This window comes from Streptomyces sp. NBC_00775 (genome assembly GCF_036347135.1).
Lineage (GTDB): Bacteria > Actinomycetota > Actinomycetes > Streptomycetales > Streptomycetaceae > Streptomyces > Streptomyces lutosisoli.
In genome coordinates this window covers 2,681,949-2,700,783 of record NZ_CP108938.1, presented here as the reverse complement: position 1 = coordinate 2,700,783, position 18,835 = coordinate 2,681,949, and the positions used below count along the sequence as shown (strand labels likewise).

Sequence of the window (18,835 nt, the reverse complement as noted above, 5' to 3'; positions counted from 1 at the left end):
ACGATCTACCATGCGGCGTGCCCACGACATTGCGTCAGCTCTGCGACGCTCTCGGCCCCTCACCGCTGCAACTGGTGACGGCCCCGCGCGGTACTCAGGCGCCGGTCACCGCGACGGTGATCTACGAGCCGAGGGTCGACCTGCCGAACCTGGACGACGTACTGCTGCTCGCCGTCGGCGTCACACCCTCGCAGGCGGTACGGCTGGTCGGCCCCGCCGCGGCAGCGGGCCTCGCGGGCATCGTCGTCAAGCGGTACGGCGAGGCGATCGGCGAACTGGCCGACGCGGCGCAGCAAGCGGGCGTCGCGCTCCTCATCGCGGACGACGACCTGGCCTGGCAGCAGCTCGACGCCCTGCTCGGCTCGGCGCTGATAGCCACCTCACCCCCCGACCGCGGCGGCGGATCCATACCGGGGCGCTCCTCCGTGGGAGCGGACATCGGCGACCTGTTCGCCCTGGCCAACGCGATCGCCGCGGCGGTCGGCGGGGCCACCGCGATAGAGGACCCGCACCAGCGGATCCTGGCCTACTCCACGCTGCGCGGCCAGGAGATCGACGAGGAGCGCAGACAGGGCATCCTCGGCCTGCATGTGCCGTACCTGGCGGACAACGTCCCGCAGTACCGAGATCTCGCCCGCACCGCCGACGTGCTGCGTTTTCCCGCGTCGCCGAACGGACTGCCCCGGATCGCCGTCGCGGTGCGCGCGGGCAGTGAACTGCTCGGCACGATCTGGGTGGTGGACGCCCATGACGATCTGGGTGAGGACGCGACGCGAGCGCTCGCCGACGCCGCCCGTATCGCCGCCCTGCACCTCCTGCGCGCCCGCACCTCCCACGACCTGGCCCGCCGCCAGCGCGGGGACCTGCTGCGCCGCCTCTTCGACGATCCGGCGAGCGCCCCGCTCATCGCCCCTCAGCTGGGCCTGCGCCTCGATGCCCCGGCCGTGGTGGCGGCGTTCCACTTCACCCGCGCCGACCTCACCGACCCCGACACCGACCCCGACGATGTCGCCAACGCACGCGCCGCGCTCCAACTGACCGACCTGATCAGCCTGCACTGCGAGGCCCACTACAGCCACCACGGCTGCGCCCTGATCGACGGCACGGTCTACGCGCTGCTGCCCGCCGGCGCCCACCGCGACTTCGTCGCCGACCTCGCCCAGCGCGCCGACCGCGCCCTGCGCCTCCCCGTACGGGCGGCCCTCGGCCCAGTCGTCCCCACCCTGCGAGACGCACCCTCCTCGCGCCGCGACGCCGACACAGTGCTGCGCACCCTGGCGCCGACCGAGACAGCCGTGGCGGCGTTCGAGGACGTACGCCCCACGGTCACCCTCGCCGACCTGGCCGAGCACGCCCCTCACATTCCACGTCTCGCCGAGGGCTCGGGCCCCGCCATCCACGCACACGACCTCGCACACCGCACGGCCTACGCCGAGACGCTGCTCGCCTACTTCACCGCCGACAGCGACGTCTCCGCGGCGGCCCGCGCCCTGTCCATCCACCCCAACACCTGCCGCTACCGCCTGGCCCGCGCCCAGGAGCTGTTCCACTTCACCCTCGCCGATCCCGATACTCGGCTTGTGTTGTGGCTGCAACTGCGGTTGAAGTGACTCCGTCTTCGGCGAGACCTCTGTACGTGATCCCGGCCCCGGCCCCGGTCACCCGATCGGCCGAGCCCGCGTGGCGGAGTGCCAGGTCGAGGCGGAGGCTCGAACTCGCCTTGGCGTCCCCGCACCGGGCGGGAACCCGACGACACCACGCAGGGGTCGAAACATGAGCCAGGATGCCTCGAAGCCGTCGGACACTCCTCAGGACACCGGCACCGGAGCGCCGTCGTCGCGCAAGAGCGCCTGGGCGGCAGGCGGTGTCACCTTCGCGGGCGTCCTGATGGGGATGAACGGCATCCTCCATATCCTCCAGGGCATCGCCGCCATCGCCAAGGACGACGTGTACGCCCGCGTGGGCGACTACACGTACCGGATCAACCTCACCGGCTGGGGCTGGATCCTCGTGATGCTGGGCGCCGTCACCGCCGTCACCGGCTGGGGCATCCTCACGAGAGAGGCGTGGGCACGGCTCACCGGCATCCTGATCGCCGCGCTGAGCATCATCGCCCAGTTCATGTTCCTGCCGTACGCGCCCCTCTGGGGCCTCATCGTGATCGCCGTCGACCTCTTCGTGATCTGGGCGCTCTCCGTGTACAAGCCGGACACCGCGCACGTCTGAGCCGCCGCCTCCCCGCGCTCACGCTTGCGCCCCTGCGTTCTCGCCCCGCGTGGACCGGTGTCGATGTCGATGCCGGTGAGGCCCGTCAGTCCTCCGAATCGGTCCGCCGCGCCGGATGTGACCGGTGGGGCAGATGCAAGTGACGGCTGTGGTGCGGGTGATCCGCGTCCTCGGCCGCCCTGGCCCGTTCGGCGAGGTCGGGTGCCATCACCCGCACCTTCCGGCTCCCGCACACGCGACAGACCGCGTCGGCCAGCGGTGACCGCATGGCCTTGCCGTCCTCGTCGACGTACTCCTGGGGGTTGAGCGCGGCCGGGTCGGGGAGGAACACGACCTCGAAGGTCTGCTCCCAGGACTCGCCGCAGTTTCCGCACATGAACGCGAAGGTCTCCGTGAGGGCATCGCCCGGATCGGGCATCTCTGGCATCTCGGGCATGCTGTAGCTCCCACTGAACTCGCACGGTTCATCGGTCGGGCCTCGGTCGGGCCTCGGTCGGGCATCGGACGGGAGTGCCAGGCCAGCACCCCCCGCCCACGGCCGCCACCGGCCGCCGCCGTCCGGGTGATCGACGGGCCGCCGCCGAAGTCGCCTCGCGTGAGTGAGTCAGCGCGGCGGCTCGGGCGCCTGCGGCGGTGTGGGGCGTACCAGGCCCGACTGGTAGGCGATGACGACGAGTTGGGCGCGGTCGCGGGCGTTGAGCTTCGTCATGGCGCGGTGGATGTGGGTGCGTACGGTCAAGGGGCTGACCACGAGTCGCTCGGCGATCTCGGTATTGGACTGGCCCTCCGCCGCCAGGGCCATCACCTCGCGTTCGCGGGCGGTGAGGGTGTCGAGGGAATCGGGGAGCGCCAGCGGGGTGCCCGGTGCCGGAGTGGTGAGGAAGCGCGTGATGAGGGTGCGGGTGGCGGCGGGGGAGAGCAGGGCGTCGCCGGAGGCCACGGTGCGGATGCCGTCGAGCAGCGCGTCGGCGGCGACGTCCTTGCCGAGGAAGCCGCTCGCGCCGGCGCGCATGGCCTGGGCGACGTACTCGTCGATCTCGAACGTGGTGAGGATGAGGACGCGGGTGGCCGACAGGTCCGGGTCGGCGCAGATGGCCGTGGTCGCGGTGAGACCGTCGGTGCCGGGCATGCGGATGTCCATGAGGACGACATCGGGGTGGTGGACGTGGGCGAGTTCGACCGCTTCCTTGCCGTCGGTGGCCTCGGCGACCACGTGCAGGTCGTCGCACGAGTCGATCAGGATCCGGAAGGTGGCCCGAAGGAGGGCCTGGTCGTCGGCGAGCAGGACGCGGATGGTCATCTGGTGCGGTCTTCTTCCCGGGGATGGGGGGCTGGGGAGGCTTGGGGGGCTCGGGGACTGGGGCACTGGGGGCGACGGGGGGCGACGGGGGGCTGGGGACCCGTGGGATCAGCAGTCGCGGGTTCCACGTCGGGGATCTTCGGTGCTATGTGCGGATCGGCAGCTCCGTGGTGACGGTGAAGCCACCCTCCGGGCGGTGTCCCGCCTGAAGGCGGCCGCCGACCGACTGGGCGCGCTCTCGCATGCCCATCAGGCCGAAACCGCCGCTCGGAGACGGGGCGGCCGGGGCCGCGGCGTCCCCGTCGTCGCTGACCGTGATGGTCACATGGTCGTGGGTGTACGCCAGCCTGACGCGCGCCGTCTTCGCGGCGGCGTGCTTGGCGACGTTGGTGAGGGCCTCCTGCACGATCCGGTACGCCGTCAGGTCCACCCCCGGTGAGAGCGGCTGCTCCTCCCCTTCGACGGTGACGGTGACCGTGAGCCCGGCGGCCGCGAACGCGCTGGTCAGGTCGGAGAGCCGGCCGAGGCCGGGGGCCGGTTCCAGGGGAGCGTCGGGCTCGTTCGCCTGCCGCAACAGGCCGACGGTGGCCTTGAGTTCACGCAGCGCCGAGGACGTGGTGCCGGCCAGGTCGTCGAGGATCCGCTGGACCTGGTCGGGGTGGGTGCGCGCGAGATGCGCGGCGGTGCCCGCGAGGGCGTTGGCCAGGGCCATGTGGTGGGCGACGACATCGTGCAGTTCGCGCGCGATGCGCATGCGCTCCTCCGCGACCCGGTGCCGTGCCTCCTCCTCGCGGGTGCGCTCGGCGTACTCGGCGCGGGCGTGCGCGGCCTCCAGGTAGGCGCGGCGCAGCCGGGTCGCCGTGCCCCAGGCGACCGGCGCCAGCACCCAGAAGGCGGGGCCGAGCGTCTTGAGGGGCCACGGGTAGGCGTAACGGTCGTCGACCAGGGCCGTGGTCACCAGCAGGGAGACGACGCCGACGAGGGCGATCCGGGCCGTACTGCGGCTGGTGCGCATCGCCAGCCAGTACAGCGCGCTCATGACCGGGGCGAGGAGCAGGGGAGTGAGGAGATAACCCAGGGCCCCGGCGGTGTTGGCTGCCACCGAGGTCACCGCGACGACCGTGCGGGGGTGACTCCGGCGCCACCACAGGGCCGCGGAGCCGACGGCCCCCAGGAGCACGCCGGGCCACAACGGGATCTTCTCGCCCGCGGGCTCCAAGCTGATCAGACAGCCGAGGAGGGTGAAGGCGAACGCCACCAGGACGACCATCACGTCGACCACACGGGGATGGTCCGCCCTGTACCGCTGCCAGCTGGTGATCATCGGTTCTCCGGTCGGGGTGAGCTGCGTCCATGGTGAGCGCGGTGGTACGGGAAGGGCCAGCGGGGACACCGCGTCGCGGAACGGCCGATGAGGGCCGCCCGTGGTGACACGGGCGGCCCTCGGGGGTGCTGCGAAGGTCCCGCACAGCACCCCCTGGGCGCAGGGACTGTCCGACGCGGGGGTCGTCAGACGCGGGCCGACTCCAGGTCGGCCGGGTCCGGCTGCGCGGGGGTGGTGGAGGACTGGTGGCTGAGCGCCTCGCCCTCCACGTCGACCTTGGGCAGGATCCTGTCCAGCCAGCGCGGCATCCACCACGCCGCCTTGCCGAGCAGCGCGAGGACCGCGGGCACGAGCGCCATACGAACCACGAACGCGTCGAAGAGGACGGCGATGGCGAGACCGAAGCCGATCATCTTGATCATGGACTCGCCGGCTCCGATGAAGCCCGAGAACACGGCCATCATGATCAGCGCGGCGGCCACCACGACCCGGGCGCTGTAGCGGAACCCGGTGACGATCGCCTGCCCGGGCCGGTCCCCGTGGACGTACGCCTCCCGCATGCGGGCGACGAGGAACACCTCGTAGTCCATCGCGAGGCCGAAGACGATGCCCACCAGGAAGATCGGCATCATGCTCATGATCGGACCGGTCGACTCGACGCCGAGCAGGTCGGCGCCCCAGCCCCACTGGAAGACCGCGACGACGGAACCGAGGGCCGCGAGCACCGACAGGAGGAAGCCGACGGCCGCCTTGATCGGCACCAGAATGGAGCGGAAGACGATCATCAGCAGCAGGATCGCCAGGCTCACCACCACCATGAGGTACGGGATCAGCGCGTCCTGCATCTTCTGCGCGACGTCGATGTTCAGCGCGGTGGTGCCGGTGACCTCGAACTCCGCACCGGTCGAGGCCTCGGTGGCCGGACGGTCGTCGCGGATGGTCTGGACGAGATCCTTCGTCTTCTCGCTGGTGGGCGCCTCGGCCGAGACCGCGGAGAAGACCGCGGTGTCGCCGTCCTGGTTGAACCGGGCGGCCGAGACGGAGACGATTCCCTCGGTGTCGCCGATCTTCTTCTCGATCGTCGCCACCGCGGCCTTCGCGTCATCGGCGCCCTTGGCGTCCACGACGATGGTCAGCGGGCCGTTGAAACCGGGCCCGAAACCCTTGGCGAGGTCGTCGTAGGCACGCCGCTCGGTGGTGGAGGTGGACTTCGCCTCGTCTCCGGACATGCCCAGCTGCAGGTCCATCACCGGTACGGCGAGCGCGCCGAGGCCGACGACCGCGGTGATGAGCACGGGCACCGGGCGGCGCAGCACGAACCGGGCCCAGCGGGTGCCGCCGTTGTGCTCGCCGGCCTCCTTGATCTCGCCGCTCTTGCGGGCACGGCGGGTCAGCACGGCGTTCGGCCAGAAGCCGAGGAGGGCCGGGACCAGGGTCAGTGCGATGACGACACCGACGGCGACCGCACCGGCGGCGGCCAGGCCCATCTTGGTCAGCATCGGCACGCCCACGACCGAGAGTCCGGCCAGCGCGATGACCACGGTGAGGCCGGCGAAGACGACCGCCGATCCGGCGGTGCCCGCGGCGAGTCCGGCCGCCTCCTGCGGCGCGTGGCCCTTGGCACGCTCCTCGCGGTAGCGGGAGACGATGAACACGGCGTAGTCGATACCGCAGGCGAGACCGAGCATGCTGGCGAGCGTGCCGGTGGTCGAGGACAGGCCGAGCGCGCTGGCCAGGGCCATGATCGCGGCCATGCTGACGCCGACGCCGATGACCGCGGTCAGCAGCGGAAGTCCGGCCGCGGCCAGCGAACCGAAGGTGATCACCAGCACGAGCGCGGCGATGGCGATACCGATCGCCTCGGCCGACCCGCCCGCGGCGGGCTGGGTCGCCAGCGCGGTGCCGCCGACCTCGACAGTCAGGTCAGAACCCTGGGCCTGCTTGATGGCGTCCTTCAGGGAGTTCTTGCTGGCGTCGGTGAGGTCGTCGGCCTTCACCTTGTAGGTGACGGTCGCGTACGCGGTGGAGGCGTCCTTGCTGACCGCCTTCGCCTGGAAGGGGCTGACCGCACTGGCGACCTGCGAACCGTCGGCGGCCTCGGACACGAACTTCTCGATGGCGGCCTTGTTCTCGGAGGCGGTGACCTTCTGCCCGTCGGGAGCGACGAAGACGACCCGGGCGCTCGCTCCGTCGGCCTTCGCCCCCGGGAAGCGCTGTTCCATCAGGTCGAACGCCTTCTGCGACTCGATGCCGGGCATCGAGTTGCTCGCGTCGGGGGCGGCAGGCGCCGTGGCCGCGCCGAAACCGACCGCACCGAGCACCGCCACCCATATGAGGGCGACGAACCAGCGCCGTCGGAAGGCCAGGCGGCCCAGTCGATAGAGGAAAGTAGCCACGAGCAGGGATCTCCACATCTGATCTCGGATACGTCCCCAGGCTCCCGGGGACGGGGGTGTCCTGTCGTCGTGCGCCTGCCGACAATCCGGACTACTGAGAACGCAGTACACGAGGCCCGGCGCATGGTCCCCGAGCAGGACACGACCGCCCACGGGAGCGGACAAAGGCGTGGCCGCGCCGCTCGGACGTGCGGCACGGCCACAGGGGTGGTGCGGGTGTTCTACGGCGTGGTGACTACGCCTCGTCGGTGATGACTACGCCTCGTCGCCGAAGGTGACGACCACCTTCTCCGCCGCCCCCGGCGTCAGCGTGAGCTCGAAGGCACGCTCGGCCTCGGCGAACGGGACGCGGTGGCTGATCAGCTTGGCGAAGCGCTCGTGGTGCTCGGCGATCTCCTGGGTGACCTCGAAGATCTCCGTGGGGTAGCCCTGGGAGGCGATGAGGGTCAGCTCGCTGCGGAGCATGCCGGCGAGGTCGATCGCGTCGGACTTCTTCTGTACGGCGACCATGACCATCTTGGCGCCCCACTGGGCGGCGGCGATGGTGGCGTTGAACACGGCGGGGGCGCCGGCGGCGTCGATGTAGATGTCGGTTCCGGCACGGGGCTGGCCGAGGGCGTTGGCGGCCTGGCCGTGCAGCTCGGTCAGCCGGGCGGTGATGTCCTCGGTGGCGGAGTTGATGACGGCGTCCGCGCCGACGGCCAGCGCCGTCTCCAGCCGCTCGGGGATCACGTCGGCGACGACCACCTGCTCGACCCCGCGCAGCTTCAGCCAGATGGTGGCGCCCAGGCCGATGGGCCCGGCCCCGAACACCACGACCTTGTCCGACGGCTTGGCCTCGGAGCGGTTGACCGCGTGCCGGGCGACGGCCATCGGCTCGTTGAGCGCGGCGACGTCGAAAGGCACGGTGTCGGGGAAGACCGCGACGCTCTTGCCGGCGACGGCGTTCTCTATGAGGAGGTACTCGCTCATCCCGCCGAACCTGCCGCCGCAGCCGATGATGCCGGTCGGCGCGTCCTGCGGGTTGACCACCACGCGGTCGCCGACCTTCAGGTCCGTGACCTCGGCTCCCACCTCGACGATCTCACCGGCCGGCTCGTGGCCCAGCGGCACCGCGACCAGCTCGCCGCCCGCGGCTCCCCGGGACGGCATGCCGCCCATGTGCAGGAAGGTCACATCGGTGCCGCAGATGCCGCAGGCGCGGATCCGCATCAGTACGTCCTTCGGGCCGGGCACCGGCCGCTCGACGTCGACGACGTCGATCTTGCCGACGGGGCCGGTCTGTACGGACTTCATCGTGGCCATGGAATGACTCGCTCTCTCGCGGAGGATTACGGGTGTGTGCGGAGGGTGGGGTTCTTGACGGCCGGTCAGACGGCTGACCAGCCGAAGTCGACCGGCAGGACGACGCCGTTGATGTTGCTGGCGGCGTCCGAGGCGAGGAAGACGATGGCGGCTGCCTGCTCCTCGGGTTCGGACACCCTGCCGGAGAGGCCGATGTAGGGACCGATGAGGCTCGGGCCGTGGGCGTTCGGCTGGGAATCGACCTGGATTCTGGTCGCGGTGGGGCCGGGGCGATGGCGTTGGTACGGATGCCCTGGTTCCGGTACATCACGGCGAGGGACTTGGTCAGCCCCACGATGCCGTGCTTGGAGGCGGTGTACGCGGCACCGGCCGTGCTGCCCCGCAGGCCGGCCTCGGACGCGGTGAACACGATCGAGCCGCTGCCCGCCGCCAGCATGTGCGGCAGCGCGGCACGGGTGAGCTGGAACGGCGCGGTCAGATTGACCCGTATGACGCGCTCCCACTCGGCGTCGCCGGTGTCGGCGAGCGCCGACATGTGGTCCATGACGCCGGCGTTGTTCACCAGCACGTCCAGGCCGCCGAAGGTGTCCACGGCCGTGGCGACGACCTCCTCGACCACCCGCGGGTCACTGAGGTCGCCGACGACCGCGCGGGCGACGCCTCCCGCGTACTCGATGGTCTTGACGACCTGTTCGGCGGCGTCCTCGTTCAGATCGGCGACCAGGACCTTCGCGCCTTCCTCGGCGAACTCCAGGGCGGTGGCCCGGCCGATGCCCGAGCCCGCTCCGGTGACGACGACGCCGCGTCCTTCCAGCCCCGTACCTGTGCTTCTCATGTCGTACCTCTCCCTTTCCCTGGGTCGTCCTTCGCGGCCGGTGTTTCGCGATCGGCGTTCGCGGTTGGTGTTCGCAGTTGGTGTTTCGCGGTCGGTTCTGGCTACGAGCCCTTCACCGTGCGCAGGACGGCGTCGGCCATACCGCGCTCACCGCGCTCGTTGGGGTGGACGGGGGCGGCCGGGGCCGCCGGGATGAGGGGCTCTGTCCAGCGGGTCTCCCTCGCCGAGCAGGCGTCGCGGCCCGCGGAGGGGGTGTACGTGTCGACGTATCCGGCCCCGGCGTCCGCCGCGCGCTGCCGCAGTGCGCTGTTGAGCTGCTGTTCCTTGTCGTTGAGGAAGGTCGCGTCGTCGGGTGCGAGGGTCATGTCGTCGTCGCAGTCCTTGCCCTTGTCCGGCAGGATCGACGGATATCCCACGACGTAGACCCGGGCCTTCGGGGCCCGCTGCTTGACCTCGTTCAGCGTGTCGGCCAGACGTTCTCCCGCCGCCTGGATCCTCTGCCGCACCTCGTCGGTGCCGCCGGAGACGTACTTCCCCTTGCAGGGTGCGTCGTTCCCGGTGTACTTGCCGCTGCCGGTCGCGACGTAGAGGGCGCCCTGCTTTACGCAGTTCTTGACCAGCGAGCTGAAGCCGATGTCGTTGCCGCCGATGCCGATGGTCACCAGCCGGGTCGAGCCCGAAAGGGCGGACAGCTGGGCCGGGTTGACGCCGTTGTCGGTGTGCTGCGGAGCGGACAGATCGGCGAGGGTGGCGCCACTGCAGCTCATGTCGCGGAAGTCGGCCGCGTCGATCTCCAGCTTCTCGGCGACCAGCGCGGGGTAGTTGTGGTCGGAGCGCTCGCAGCCCGCGGGCCTGCCGGCCTGGGAGGGGACCTTCGGTCCCGCGGTGTACGAGTCGCCGAGCGCGACGTACGGGCCCTTCGGTGGCGCGGCGGCGGCCGCGCCCTTGGGCTGGGTGGAGGTGGTCTTGTCGCCGTCGCCGTTGTTCCCGACGCTGACCGCGAGCAGGAGCACGCCGCACGTGACGCCCACGCCGGCCAGTCCCGCTCGTGTGTAACTTCCCATCGGAGTGTCCTGTCTTCCGTCTCAGGTGGTCCCATGCGGGGGTGTTCGCGTGGTGCGAAGCGGCGTGCGGGGAGCTCCGCCTCGCGGTGGACACCAGGCCGGTGATCGGCGCCCGGAGGGCCGATGAGCAGTGACACGGGCACTGAGCCGACGTCCGCCCCGGTGTGGAGGGGAGAGGCATGGTCGGCCGGTGTCCTCGGACCCGGCGACGGGCAGGGGGTGTCCGATCGCCGGGTCCGGGACTGCGCCGTTCCCCGTCCCCACGGGTTCGGCGCTACGGGGCCACGTCCGCTCTGTGTGGCCCCGGTCTGGGGACCCACGGCCAGGACGGCCATGGGTGGCTTGCTTGACTCAGGCAAACATGTCGGAGTTACTTGAGTCAAGCAAACTAATGAGTAATTTACTTGAGTCAGGCAATTAGCTGCTAGGATGGACCCATGTCCACCACACCGCCGACAGACGCCCCGGCCTCGGCCGACATCACGGAGATCGAGGGCGCGCTCAATCGCATCTCCTATCTGACCAGCCGGGTCCGGCAGCACGACCGCCTGATGGCCCTGGCCGGAGTGTCGCTGGAGCGCGCGGCCGTGGCGCTGCTGCGGCAGATCGCCGATTCCGAGCCGATGCGGCTGGGCGAACTGGCGAATCTGCTGGCCGTGGAGGCGTCCCACGTCACCCGCCAGGTGCAGCAACTGCAGAAGGCCGGTTACGTGACCCGGGTCCCGGACCCGGACGACCGCCGCGCGCAGCGCATCGAGATCACCCCGAGGGGCCGGGAGGCGATCGACCGCGTCCGCGAGGCGAGCGTCCGGGGTATGCAGGTCGCCCTGAAGGACTGGGACTCGGACGAGCTGCGGCAGCTGGCCCGCCTGTTCCACCGGATGGTGGACGACTTCTACTCCGCGGAGGACGCGGACATCACCTCCGAGAACGTGTCGCGAACCTGAGTGCACGCGTCTCTCCGAAAGCCTGCGGACTGTGGGGAACCTGCGGACTGTGGGGAACCCGCGGACTGTGGGAAGCCGGGGTGCTGCGGGGGTAGGAGTCTTGGGTGGCCGGTGGCCGGTGGCCGGTGGCGGGTGACGAGGGTCCGGGCGTGGCTGTGTCGGGCCGGGCGTGGCTACGGGGGTTCGAGCGCGGCTACGAGCGTTAGAGCGTGGCTATGAGGGGCCGAGCGCGGCGACGATCTGGGGCAGGTCGGCCGTCGTACGGATACCAGGGGGCGCCGCGCAGACGAAGGGCACCGCGTTGACAGCGCGGTTCGCCGTGTACGAGGGCGACGTGGCCGCCATCCGGTCCAGGGGTACCGGGAAGCGGATGTCGACGTCGAGCGGAGCGTCGCCGTCCACCGTGACGTGCCAGCCGGTGGGGCGGAGATCCCATGCGGGGCCGAGATCGGTGGTGCAGTACCAGTGGGCGCGGAAGCGCAGCACCGGGCGGCCGTCGCGCAGGCCCGCCACCGTGATCCGCTGTGCGGCCACGGTGCCGGCCGGCAGGACGCCGGCGGCGATGTGGACGGGGCGGGGCGCGGTCGCGACCTCGCCGGTCGCCTCCACCGAGTCGAGGCGCAGCGAGAGGGTGTCGGCGACGAGACGCAGTGACGGGCCGAAGCTGTCGCGCACCACGGACAACCGGCGTTCGTCGAACTCGGCAGGGGGCTTTCCGAAGCCCATCACCTCGAAGAGCAGCCCGGGTGAGTCGCGTCGGGAGAGATCGGCGAACTCGTCGATCGTCAGACCGTCGAGCCGCCGCTGGATCGACGTCAGTACCAGCGGCAGAGCCTCCGTGATGAATCCGGGGCTGCTTCCGGTGCTGTGGATCGAGGTCCCGCCGCGGTCGCACGCGGCCTCGACCCGCTTGCGCACCACGGGGTCGAGACTGTCCGCGCGGTGGAACTCACCCCGGGTGGTCACGACGTTCGCGCCCGAGGCCAGCAGTCGGCACACCTCGTCGAAGTCGCAGGCGCGCGGCGTGTAGAGGACGCAGTCGGCGCCGAGAGCCGTGATCTCGTCGATGTCCCGGGTCGCGATGATCCCCGTCGCGTCGTCCAGCCCGCACAGCTCTCCGGCGTCGCTTCCCGCCTTGGCCGGCGTATGCGCATACAGACCGGCCAAGGTCAGCCGCGGGTGCTCGATGACCGCGCGCAGGGTGCGGGCGCCGATGTTTCCGCTGGCCCATTGGACGACCCGGTAGGAAGGTCTTGGCGTCACCCTCGGATCCTGCCCCGTGAGCGAGAATTTTACTCTCGCTTAAGGAGAAGCCGAATTTCGCATCAGCGTACGGAAGTTGGACCAACCGTGCGGAAGTCGGCCCGACCGTGCGGAAGTCGGCCTCGCCGTCCGGAAGTTGGACTAGCCCGCGGCCGACCTGCCCGCCGTGGCCGGGACGCCCGAGATGCCGCCGAGGCAGAACTGCCAGATCTCCTCGGCGGTGACCGGATGGGAGTGGCTGTCGGCCGGGACGCCGTGGGCCTGGGCGGCGAACATGATGGTCTGCATGACCAGCGAGGCCTGGCGGCGGGGCCTTCCGGCGGGGATGGCACCGGCCTCGGCGGCCTGCTCGATCAGCTCCGTGAAGAGCGTGAGCAGCGGAATGTGGGCGGTCGCCACCTGAGCCGGGTGCTTGACCAGCAGTTGGAGGGCGAAGTCGCTGAACAGTGGGCGCTGCACACCGGGGCTCGGGTGCGACTGCCGGTACAGCATGTCCACGGCGAGCCGAAGGGACTCCAGTGGATCGCTCATCCCGGACGCGGCCTCGCGGATCTCGGCCGCCGACGTGGAGAGCGCGTCCTCGAACAGGGCCAGCAGCAGCTCGTGCTTGCCGTCGAAGTGCTGGTAGAAGCTGCGCAGCGACTGCTTCGAACGGTCGACGACCTCCTGGACGGTGAAGTCCGTCGTTCCCTTCTCGGCGATCAACTCCTGCGCCGAGTCCAGGAAGCGCTGCACGCGTTGCTCCGCGCGGAGCTTGGCGGCACGGGTGGACCGTTCGACGGCGCGCTGGCGCCACGCTGGCTCTTCGGGGACTGCTGTCACTTGCAGAACGATACTCCACTTCAACGGTAATCAGCCGGGTCGCCCTACCGAATCGCGCACCGCAAGTTACGAGACCCTTACTTGCGCTGAGTGAGAATGCTATTCTCGCGCAATGGGATGGGACTTTCGCACGGAGCCGGAGTTCGAGGAGAAGCTGGAGTGGATCAGACACTTCCGCGCCGAACGCATCGAACCGCTCGACCTGCTCTACCCCGGCCGGGCCTTCCAGCCGCTCGACGACGAGCTCGGCCCCGTCGTCCGCAAGCTCAAACAGCAGGTGCGCGACCAAGGTCTGTGGGCCCCGCATCTCGGCCCCGAACTGGGCGGGCGCGGCTTCGGACAGCTCAAGCTCGCGCTCATCAACGAGATCCTCGGCGCGTCGAGTTGGGCCCCCGTCATCTTCGGCACGGCCGCCCCGGACACCGGCAACGCCGAGATCATCGCCCGCTACGGCACGGACGAGCAGAAGGAGCGCTATCTCCAGCCGCTGCTCGAAGGCGAGTGCTTCTCCTGCTTCTCCATGACCGAGCCGCAGGCCGGCGCCGACCCGACGCTGTTCACGACGCGCGCGGTACGCGAGGGCGACGACTGGGTCATCACGGGCCGCAAGTTCTTCTCCTCCAACGCGCGCACCTCCCGCTTCGTCATCGTGATGGCGGTGACGAACCCGGACGTCAGCCCGTACAAGGGCATGTCGATGTTCCTGGTGCCGAGCGACACCCCCGGGGTCCGTATGGAGCGGAACCTCGGACTGATGGGCGAGGGCCCGGACGACGGCATGCACGCGCTGATCGAGTACGACGGCGCCCGCGTGCCCGGTGACGCGCTGCTCGGCGGTGAGGGCCAGGCGTTCGCCATCGCCCAGACCCGGCTGGGTGGCGGACGTGTCCACCACGCCATGCGTGTGGTCGGACAGGCCCAGCGGGCGCTCGACATGATGGCCGAGCGCGCGCTCTCCCGCGAGACGCAGGGCGGCAGGCTCGCCGACAAACAGCTCGTCCAGGCCGATCTCGCCGACTCCTACGCGGAGTTGACGCAGTTCCGGCTCTTCGTCCTCTACACCGCCTGGCAGATCGACCAGTACCAGGACTACAAGCGGGTCCGGAAGGACATCGCCGCCATCAAGTTCCTGACGCCGAAGGTGCTGCACGACATCGCCTACCGCTCCATGCACCTGCACGGCGCCCTGGGCGTGTCGAACGAGATGCCCTTCGGTGACATGTGGACCGGCGCGGCCGTCATGTCGGTCGTCGACGGACCGTCGGAGGTCCACAAGGTCACGGTGGCCCGGGACCTCCTGCGCGGCTACGAGCCCGCGCCCGGGCTCTGGCCCACCCAGCATCTGCCCTCTCGCAAGGAGTGGGCCCGCAAGCAGCTGGAGGACCTGTGAACATCGAGCCGCTCGCCCGCTGGCTGGACGGCCAGGGCATCGCTCCGGGCGAACCCGTCGAGGCGTCCCTCATCTCCGGGGGCACCTCCAACGACATCTACTCGATCCGGCGCGGCGACCGCCGGCTGGTGCTGCGCAAGCCGCCCCAGAAGGTCCCGCCGGGGCGCAACGAGACCATGCTGCGCGAGTACCGCGTGCTCAGGGCGCTGAACGGCACGGACGTACCGCACCCGGAGGCCGTCGCCGTCTGCGACGACACCGACGTGATCGGCTCCTGCTTCTACCTGATGGGCCATGTCGACGGCTGGTCGCCGATGAACACCGACGGCTGGCCCGAGCCGTATCTGAGCGATCTGTCGCTGCGGCCGTCGCTCGCCTACGCGCTGGTGGAGGGCATCGCCCGGCTCGGCAACGTCGACTGGCGGGCCCAGGGCCTTGAGGGCTTCGGCCGGCCGGACGGCTTCCACGACCGTCAAGTGGACCGCTGGCAGGCGCACTTGGCGAAGTTCCGGTTCCGCGAGATACCGGGCCTGGACGAGGCCGCCGCCTGGCTGCGCGGGCACCGGCCCAGTCACTGGGAGCCCGGGATCATCCACGGCGACTACCAGTTCGCGAATGTGATGTTCCGTCACGAGGTGCCGGCCGAGCTGGCGGCCCTGGTCGACTTCGAGATGTCCACCGTCGGCGACCCGCTGCTCGACCTCGGCTGGGTGCTCATGGGCTGGCCGGACGCCGACGAGGACCGGACACAGAAGGGGTACGTCGACTACACCGGCATGCCCGACCGCGCCGACCTCCTGGAGCACTACTCCAAGGTCAGCGGCAAGGACGTCGGCGAGATCGACTACTACATCATCCTTGCCCGCTACAAGATGGCGATCGTGCTGGAGGGCGGCTACGCCCGCCATGTGAAGGGCGAGGGCGGCAACCCGAAGATGGCCTACTACGGGGACGCGGTCCTGTCGATGGCGGCCCAGGCGGCCGAACTGGCCGCGGCGACCCGGCTATGAGGGCCGCCCGCTGCCACACCCTCGGCGGCCCGGTGACCGTCGAGGAGATCCCCGACCCGCGGGGCGAGGTGACCGTCGACATACGCTTCGCGGCGGTGAACTTCGCCGACGTGCTGGTGATCCGGGGGGCGTACCAGGTCAGGGCGGAGCCGCCCTTCACGCCGGGCAGTGAATTCGTGGGCGTGGTCGCGCAGTCGGGCCACGGGTTCCGCGCGGGCGAGCGGGTCATGGGCTCCGTCTTCGTCGGCGCCTTCGCCGAGCGCGTCGCCGCCCCGGCGGGCAGCCTGCACCGCGTCCCCGACGCGATCCCGTCGGACGTCGCCGCGGCCTTCGGCGTCTCGCACGCCACCGCGTTCAACGCGCTGCGTCTGGTCGCCGGCATGCGGCCCGGTGAGCGGGTGGCGGTGCTCGGCGCGGCGGGCGGAGTCGGCCTAGCCGCCGTCGAACTCGCCGCGCTGCTGGGAGCCGAGGTGATCGCTGTCGCCTCCACCGAGGAGAAGCGGGCGGTCGCCGCCAAACAGGGCGCCCACCATGTGCTGCCGTACGACGAACTCAAGAGCGGGATACGGGACTTGGGCGGGGCCGACGTGGTGATCGACCCGGTCGGCGGGCCGCACTCCGAGCAGGCGCTGCGGGCCATGCGCTGGGGCGGCAGGTTTGTGAGCGTGGGATTCGCGAGCGGTGAGATCCCGCGTCTCCCACTCAACCTGGCGATGCTCAAGGGCGTCACGATCCACGGCTTCGACTTCGGCGGCTGGGCCCGCCACGACCGGGAGAAGCTCGCGACCGCCCGCGCCGAACTGCACCAGCTGTTCGCCGACGGGGCGATCCATCCCCGTATCCATGCCGTGTACGCGCTCGACGACGTGGCGACCGCCCTGGATCTCGGCCGCGGCGCCCTCGGCAAGGTACTTGTGGAGGTCACCCGTGGAGTTTGAGTTCGACGAGGACCAGCGGCTGCTCCAGAGAATGGTCCGCGAGACCGTGGCCAAGTCCCGGTCGCTGCCCGAGAAGCAACTCTGGTCCACCTACCTGGAGTTGGGATGGCTGGAGGCCGGCCCTGTGGAGCTGGCCATCGTCCTGGAGGAACTGGGGTACGCCGCGGATCCGACCCCCTTCCTCGCCACCGCCACCTGGTTCGCGCCGCTGGCCGGACGGCTGCCGCGGGGCTCCGGCACGGGCGTGTTCGACGGAGCGGGGCGGTTCGTGCTCGACGCGGACCGGGCGGACGAGATCGCGCTTCTCACCTCCGAGGGCGTCGTCGTACGGGACGGGAAGGACGTTCCCGCCGAGCGGCTCTCCGTCTTCGACCCGACCCTGCATGTCGCCCACGTGGACGCGCCGGGCCTGGTCCCCGGCGTACCGGATCTGGTCGCCGGCGTACCGGACCTGGCCCTCATGGGACTGGCCGTCTCCACGGTCGGCAGCTGCCGTCGCATCCTGGACCTGGTGGTCGCGCATGTGAAGCAGCGGCACCAGTTCGGCGTGCCCATCGGCTCCTTCCAGGCGGTCAAGCACAAGGCCGCCGACATGTACGTCGCCATCGAACGGGCCAAGGTGCTCGCCTACTTCTCCGCGCTGACCATCGCCGAGGACGACCCGCGCCGCGGCAAGGCCGCCGCCATGGCCAAGGCCGCCGCCGGGGACTGTCAACGGGTGTGCTTCCAGCACGGATTCCAGCTGTTCGGCGCCATGGGCTACACGTGGGAGAACGAACTGCAGATCCATCTCAAACGGGCCAAGTCCGGTGATCTGCTCCTCGGTACGGCGTCCGAGCACAGGAAGGCGCTGCTGGTATGAGACTCGCCCCCGACCCCGAGATCGAGACGTTCCGCGCCGAGTTCAACGCCTTCCTCGACGCCAACCTGCCGGGAGCCGAAGAGGCCACGGACCGCCCGAAGTCGAGTTCTCATGTGCCGGAATGGGCCCGGCGCTGGCAGCGCAAGCTCTTCGACGCGGGCTGGCTGCTGCCCGCCCAGCCGCCCGAGTACGGCGGGCGGAACGCGACCCTGCCCCAAGTGGTCGCCCACTTGGAGGAGTTGTCCCGGCGGCGGATCTACCACAGCTTCAACCCGCAGGGCCTCAACATCATCGCCGCCTCGCTGCTGAGCTTCGGCACCGAGGAACAGAAGACGAGGTGGGCTCTGCCCATCCTGCGGGCGGAGATCACCGCCTCGCTCGGGATGAGCGAGCCCGGAGCGGGGTCCGACCTGGCCGGGCTGCGCACCCGCGCGGTCCTGGACGGCGACCACTTCGTCGTCAACGGGCAGAAGGTGTGGACCTCGGGCGCGCACGACGCGGACGTGCTGCTGACGTTCGTCCGCACCGATCCGGAAGCCCCCAAGCACAAGGGGATCAGCGTCCTGTTGATCCCCACCGACTCCGAGGGGCTGGTCAGGCGGCCCTTCGGGTCGATCGCCGCGCCCGACGACCTCGACTTCAACGAGGTGTTCTTCACCGACGTCCGGGTGCCGAAGGAGAACCTGGTCGGCCCCCTCAACGAGGGCTGGCGGGTGGCGAACGGTTCGCTCGGGCACGAACGGACCCTGCTGTGGCTGCACTACGCCGAGCGCATGGACGGCCTGATCCAGGACGCGGCCTGCGACGAGGAGTGGTACGCGACGCTGCTCATGGACGTCCAGGCCCTGCGGCTCCTCGGCTACCGGCTGCTCGCCCCCGACCGGAACCCGGTGGAGATCTCGGTGCTCAAGCTGTTCGGCTCCGAGGCCTGCCAGGCCGCCGACCTGCACGCGCTGGAGGCGCACGGGCCCGAGGCCCTGCTGCATCCCGCGCGGACAGGCCCGTACACCCATATGAACCTGGAGGTGTTCACCGCCAGCTGGTTCGAGCGGTACGCGCGCAGTTTCGGCGGCACCATCGCCGGCGGCACCTCCGAGATCCAGCGCAACATCATCGCCGAGCGCATCCTCGGCCTGCCGAGATGACCAAGCCT

General features: G+C 70.5%; 16 protein-coding genes and 1 pseudogene. 8 read left to right on the top strand and 9 right to left on the bottom strand.

Annotation, left to right across the window (positions count from 1 at the left end; all coding sequences use genetic code 11):
* The first annotated feature begins 17 nt into the window (after positions 1 to 17).
* Positions 18 to 1,610 (top strand): PucR family transcriptional regulator, encoded by a 1,593-nt coding sequence (locus OIC96_RS12040; RefSeq protein ID WP_330307831.1) that lies wholly within the window; start codon positions 18 to 20, stop codon positions 1,608 to 1,610.
* Between the two features lie 163 nt (positions 1,611 to 1,773).
* Positions 1,774 to 2,226, top strand: coding sequence for a DUF7144 family membrane protein (locus OIC96_RS12035; protein WP_330307832.1), 453 nt, complete (start codon positions 1,774 to 1,776; stop codon positions 2,224 to 2,226).
* 85 nt (positions 2,227 to 2,311) lie between these two features.
* On the opposite strand, the gene OIC96_RS12030 is transcribed toward OIC96_RS12035, so the two are convergent.
* The 7 genes and pseudogenes from OIC96_RS12030 to OIC96_RS12000 all read right to left on the bottom strand — a co-directional run bounded on the left by OIC96_RS12030 (position 2,312) and on the right by OIC96_RS12000 (position 10,450).
* On the bottom strand, positions 2,312 to 2,662 hold the full coding sequence (locus tag OIC96_RS12030; RefSeq protein WP_330307833.1) for a hypothetical protein: 351 nt from the start codon (positions 2,660 to 2,662) through the stop codon (positions 2,312 to 2,314).
* Between the two features lie 168 nt (positions 2,663 to 2,830).
* Positions 2,831 to 3,526: a response regulator transcription factor gene (locus tag OIC96_RS12025; protein ID WP_330307834.1), complete on the bottom strand. Its 696-nt coding sequence runs from the start codon at positions 3,524 to 3,526 to the stop codon at positions 2,831 to 2,833.
* 145 nt (positions 3,527 to 3,671) lie between these two features.
* Positions 3,672 to 4,850, bottom strand: coding sequence for a sensor histidine kinase (locus OIC96_RS12020; RefSeq protein ID WP_330307835.1), 1,179 nt, complete (start codon positions 4,848 to 4,850; stop codon positions 3,672 to 3,674).
* A gap of 185 nt (positions 4,851 to 5,035) precedes the next feature.
* The gene (locus OIC96_RS12015; RefSeq protein ID WP_330307836.1) at positions 5,036 to 7,246 is read right to left on the bottom strand and encodes an MMPL family transporter; all 2,211 of its coding nucleotides are present in this window, start codon (positions 7,244 to 7,246) and stop codon (positions 5,036 to 5,038) included.
* Positions 7,247 to 7,501: 255 nt separating this feature from the next.
* Positions 7,502 to 8,551 (bottom strand): zinc-dependent alcohol dehydrogenase, encoded by a 1,050-nt coding sequence (locus OIC96_RS12010; RefSeq protein ID WP_330307837.1) that lies wholly within the window; start codon positions 8,549 to 8,551, stop codon positions 7,502 to 7,504.
* Positions 8,552 to 8,616: 65 nt separating this feature from the next.
* A pseudogene (locus OIC96_RS12005) lies at positions 8,617 to 9,386 on the bottom strand (SDR family NAD(P)-dependent oxidoreductase).
* Positions 9,387 to 9,487: 101 nt separating this feature from the next.
* Positions 9,488 to 10,450, bottom strand: a complete 963-nt coding sequence (locus OIC96_RS12000) for an SGNH/GDSL hydrolase family protein (RefSeq protein WP_330307838.1) — start codon at positions 10,448 to 10,450, stop codon at positions 9,488 to 9,490.
* A 437-nt stretch (positions 10,451 to 10,887) separates the two neighbouring features.
* Here OIC96_RS12000 and OIC96_RS11995 point away from each other — a divergent pair, with 437 nt between their 5' ends.
* A complete protein-coding gene (locus tag OIC96_RS11995) occupies positions 10,888 to 11,397 on the top strand; it encodes a MarR family winged helix-turn-helix transcriptional regulator (RefSeq protein ID WP_330307839.1) in 510 nt (169 codons plus the stop codon).
* 213 nt (positions 11,398 to 11,610) lie between these two features.
* Here OIC96_RS11995 and OIC96_RS11990 read toward each other — a convergent pair whose 3' ends face one another.
* Together OIC96_RS11990 and OIC96_RS11985 are read right to left on the bottom strand one after the other, a co-directional pair.
* Positions 11,611 to 12,660 (bottom strand): NAD(P)H-dependent amine dehydrogenase family protein, encoded by a 1,050-nt coding sequence (locus OIC96_RS11990; protein WP_330307840.1) that lies wholly within the window; start codon positions 12,658 to 12,660, stop codon positions 11,611 to 11,613.
* Positions 12,661 to 12,801: 141 nt separating this feature from the next.
* On the bottom strand, positions 12,802 to 13,482 hold the full coding sequence (locus OIC96_RS11985) for a TetR/AcrR family transcriptional regulator (RefSeq protein ID WP_327432334.1): 681 nt from the start codon (positions 13,480 to 13,482) through the stop codon (positions 12,802 to 12,804).
* 112 nt (positions 13,483 to 13,594) lie between these two features.
* Between OIC96_RS11985 and OIC96_RS11980 the strand changes: the two genes are divergently transcribed.
* The 5 genes from OIC96_RS11980 to OIC96_RS11960 are packed head-to-tail and all read left to right on the top strand — an operon-like array spanning position 13,595 to position 18,827.
* A complete protein-coding gene (locus OIC96_RS11980) occupies positions 13,595 to 14,872 on the top strand; it encodes an acyl-CoA dehydrogenase family protein (protein ID WP_330307841.1) in 1,278 nt (425 codons plus the stop codon).
* Positions 14,869 to 15,882 (top strand): phosphotransferase family protein, encoded by a 1,014-nt coding sequence (locus OIC96_RS11975; RefSeq protein WP_330307842.1) that lies wholly within the window; start codon positions 14,869 to 14,871, stop codon positions 15,880 to 15,882. Before OIC96_RS11980 ends, OIC96_RS11975 begins: the two co-directional genes overlap by 4 nt.
* Positions 15,879 to 16,820: an NADPH:quinone oxidoreductase family protein gene (locus OIC96_RS11970; RefSeq protein ID WP_330307843.1), complete on the top strand. Its 942-nt coding sequence runs from the start codon at positions 15,879 to 15,881 to the stop codon at positions 16,818 to 16,820. Before OIC96_RS11975 ends, OIC96_RS11970 begins: the two co-directional genes overlap by 4 nt.
* Positions 16,810 to 17,682, top strand: a complete 873-nt coding sequence (locus OIC96_RS11965; RefSeq protein WP_330307844.1) for an acyl-CoA dehydrogenase — start codon at positions 16,810 to 16,812, stop codon at positions 17,680 to 17,682. The genes OIC96_RS11970 and OIC96_RS11965 overlap by 11 nt, the downstream gene beginning before the upstream one ends.
* Complete coding sequence (locus OIC96_RS11960; protein WP_330307845.1) at positions 17,679 to 18,827, top strand: acyl-CoA dehydrogenase family protein; 1,149 nt, start codon at positions 17,679 to 17,681, stop codon at positions 18,825 to 18,827. The genes OIC96_RS11965 and OIC96_RS11960 overlap by 4 nt, the downstream gene beginning before the upstream one ends.
* Positions 18,828 to 18,835 lie beyond the last annotated feature (8 nt).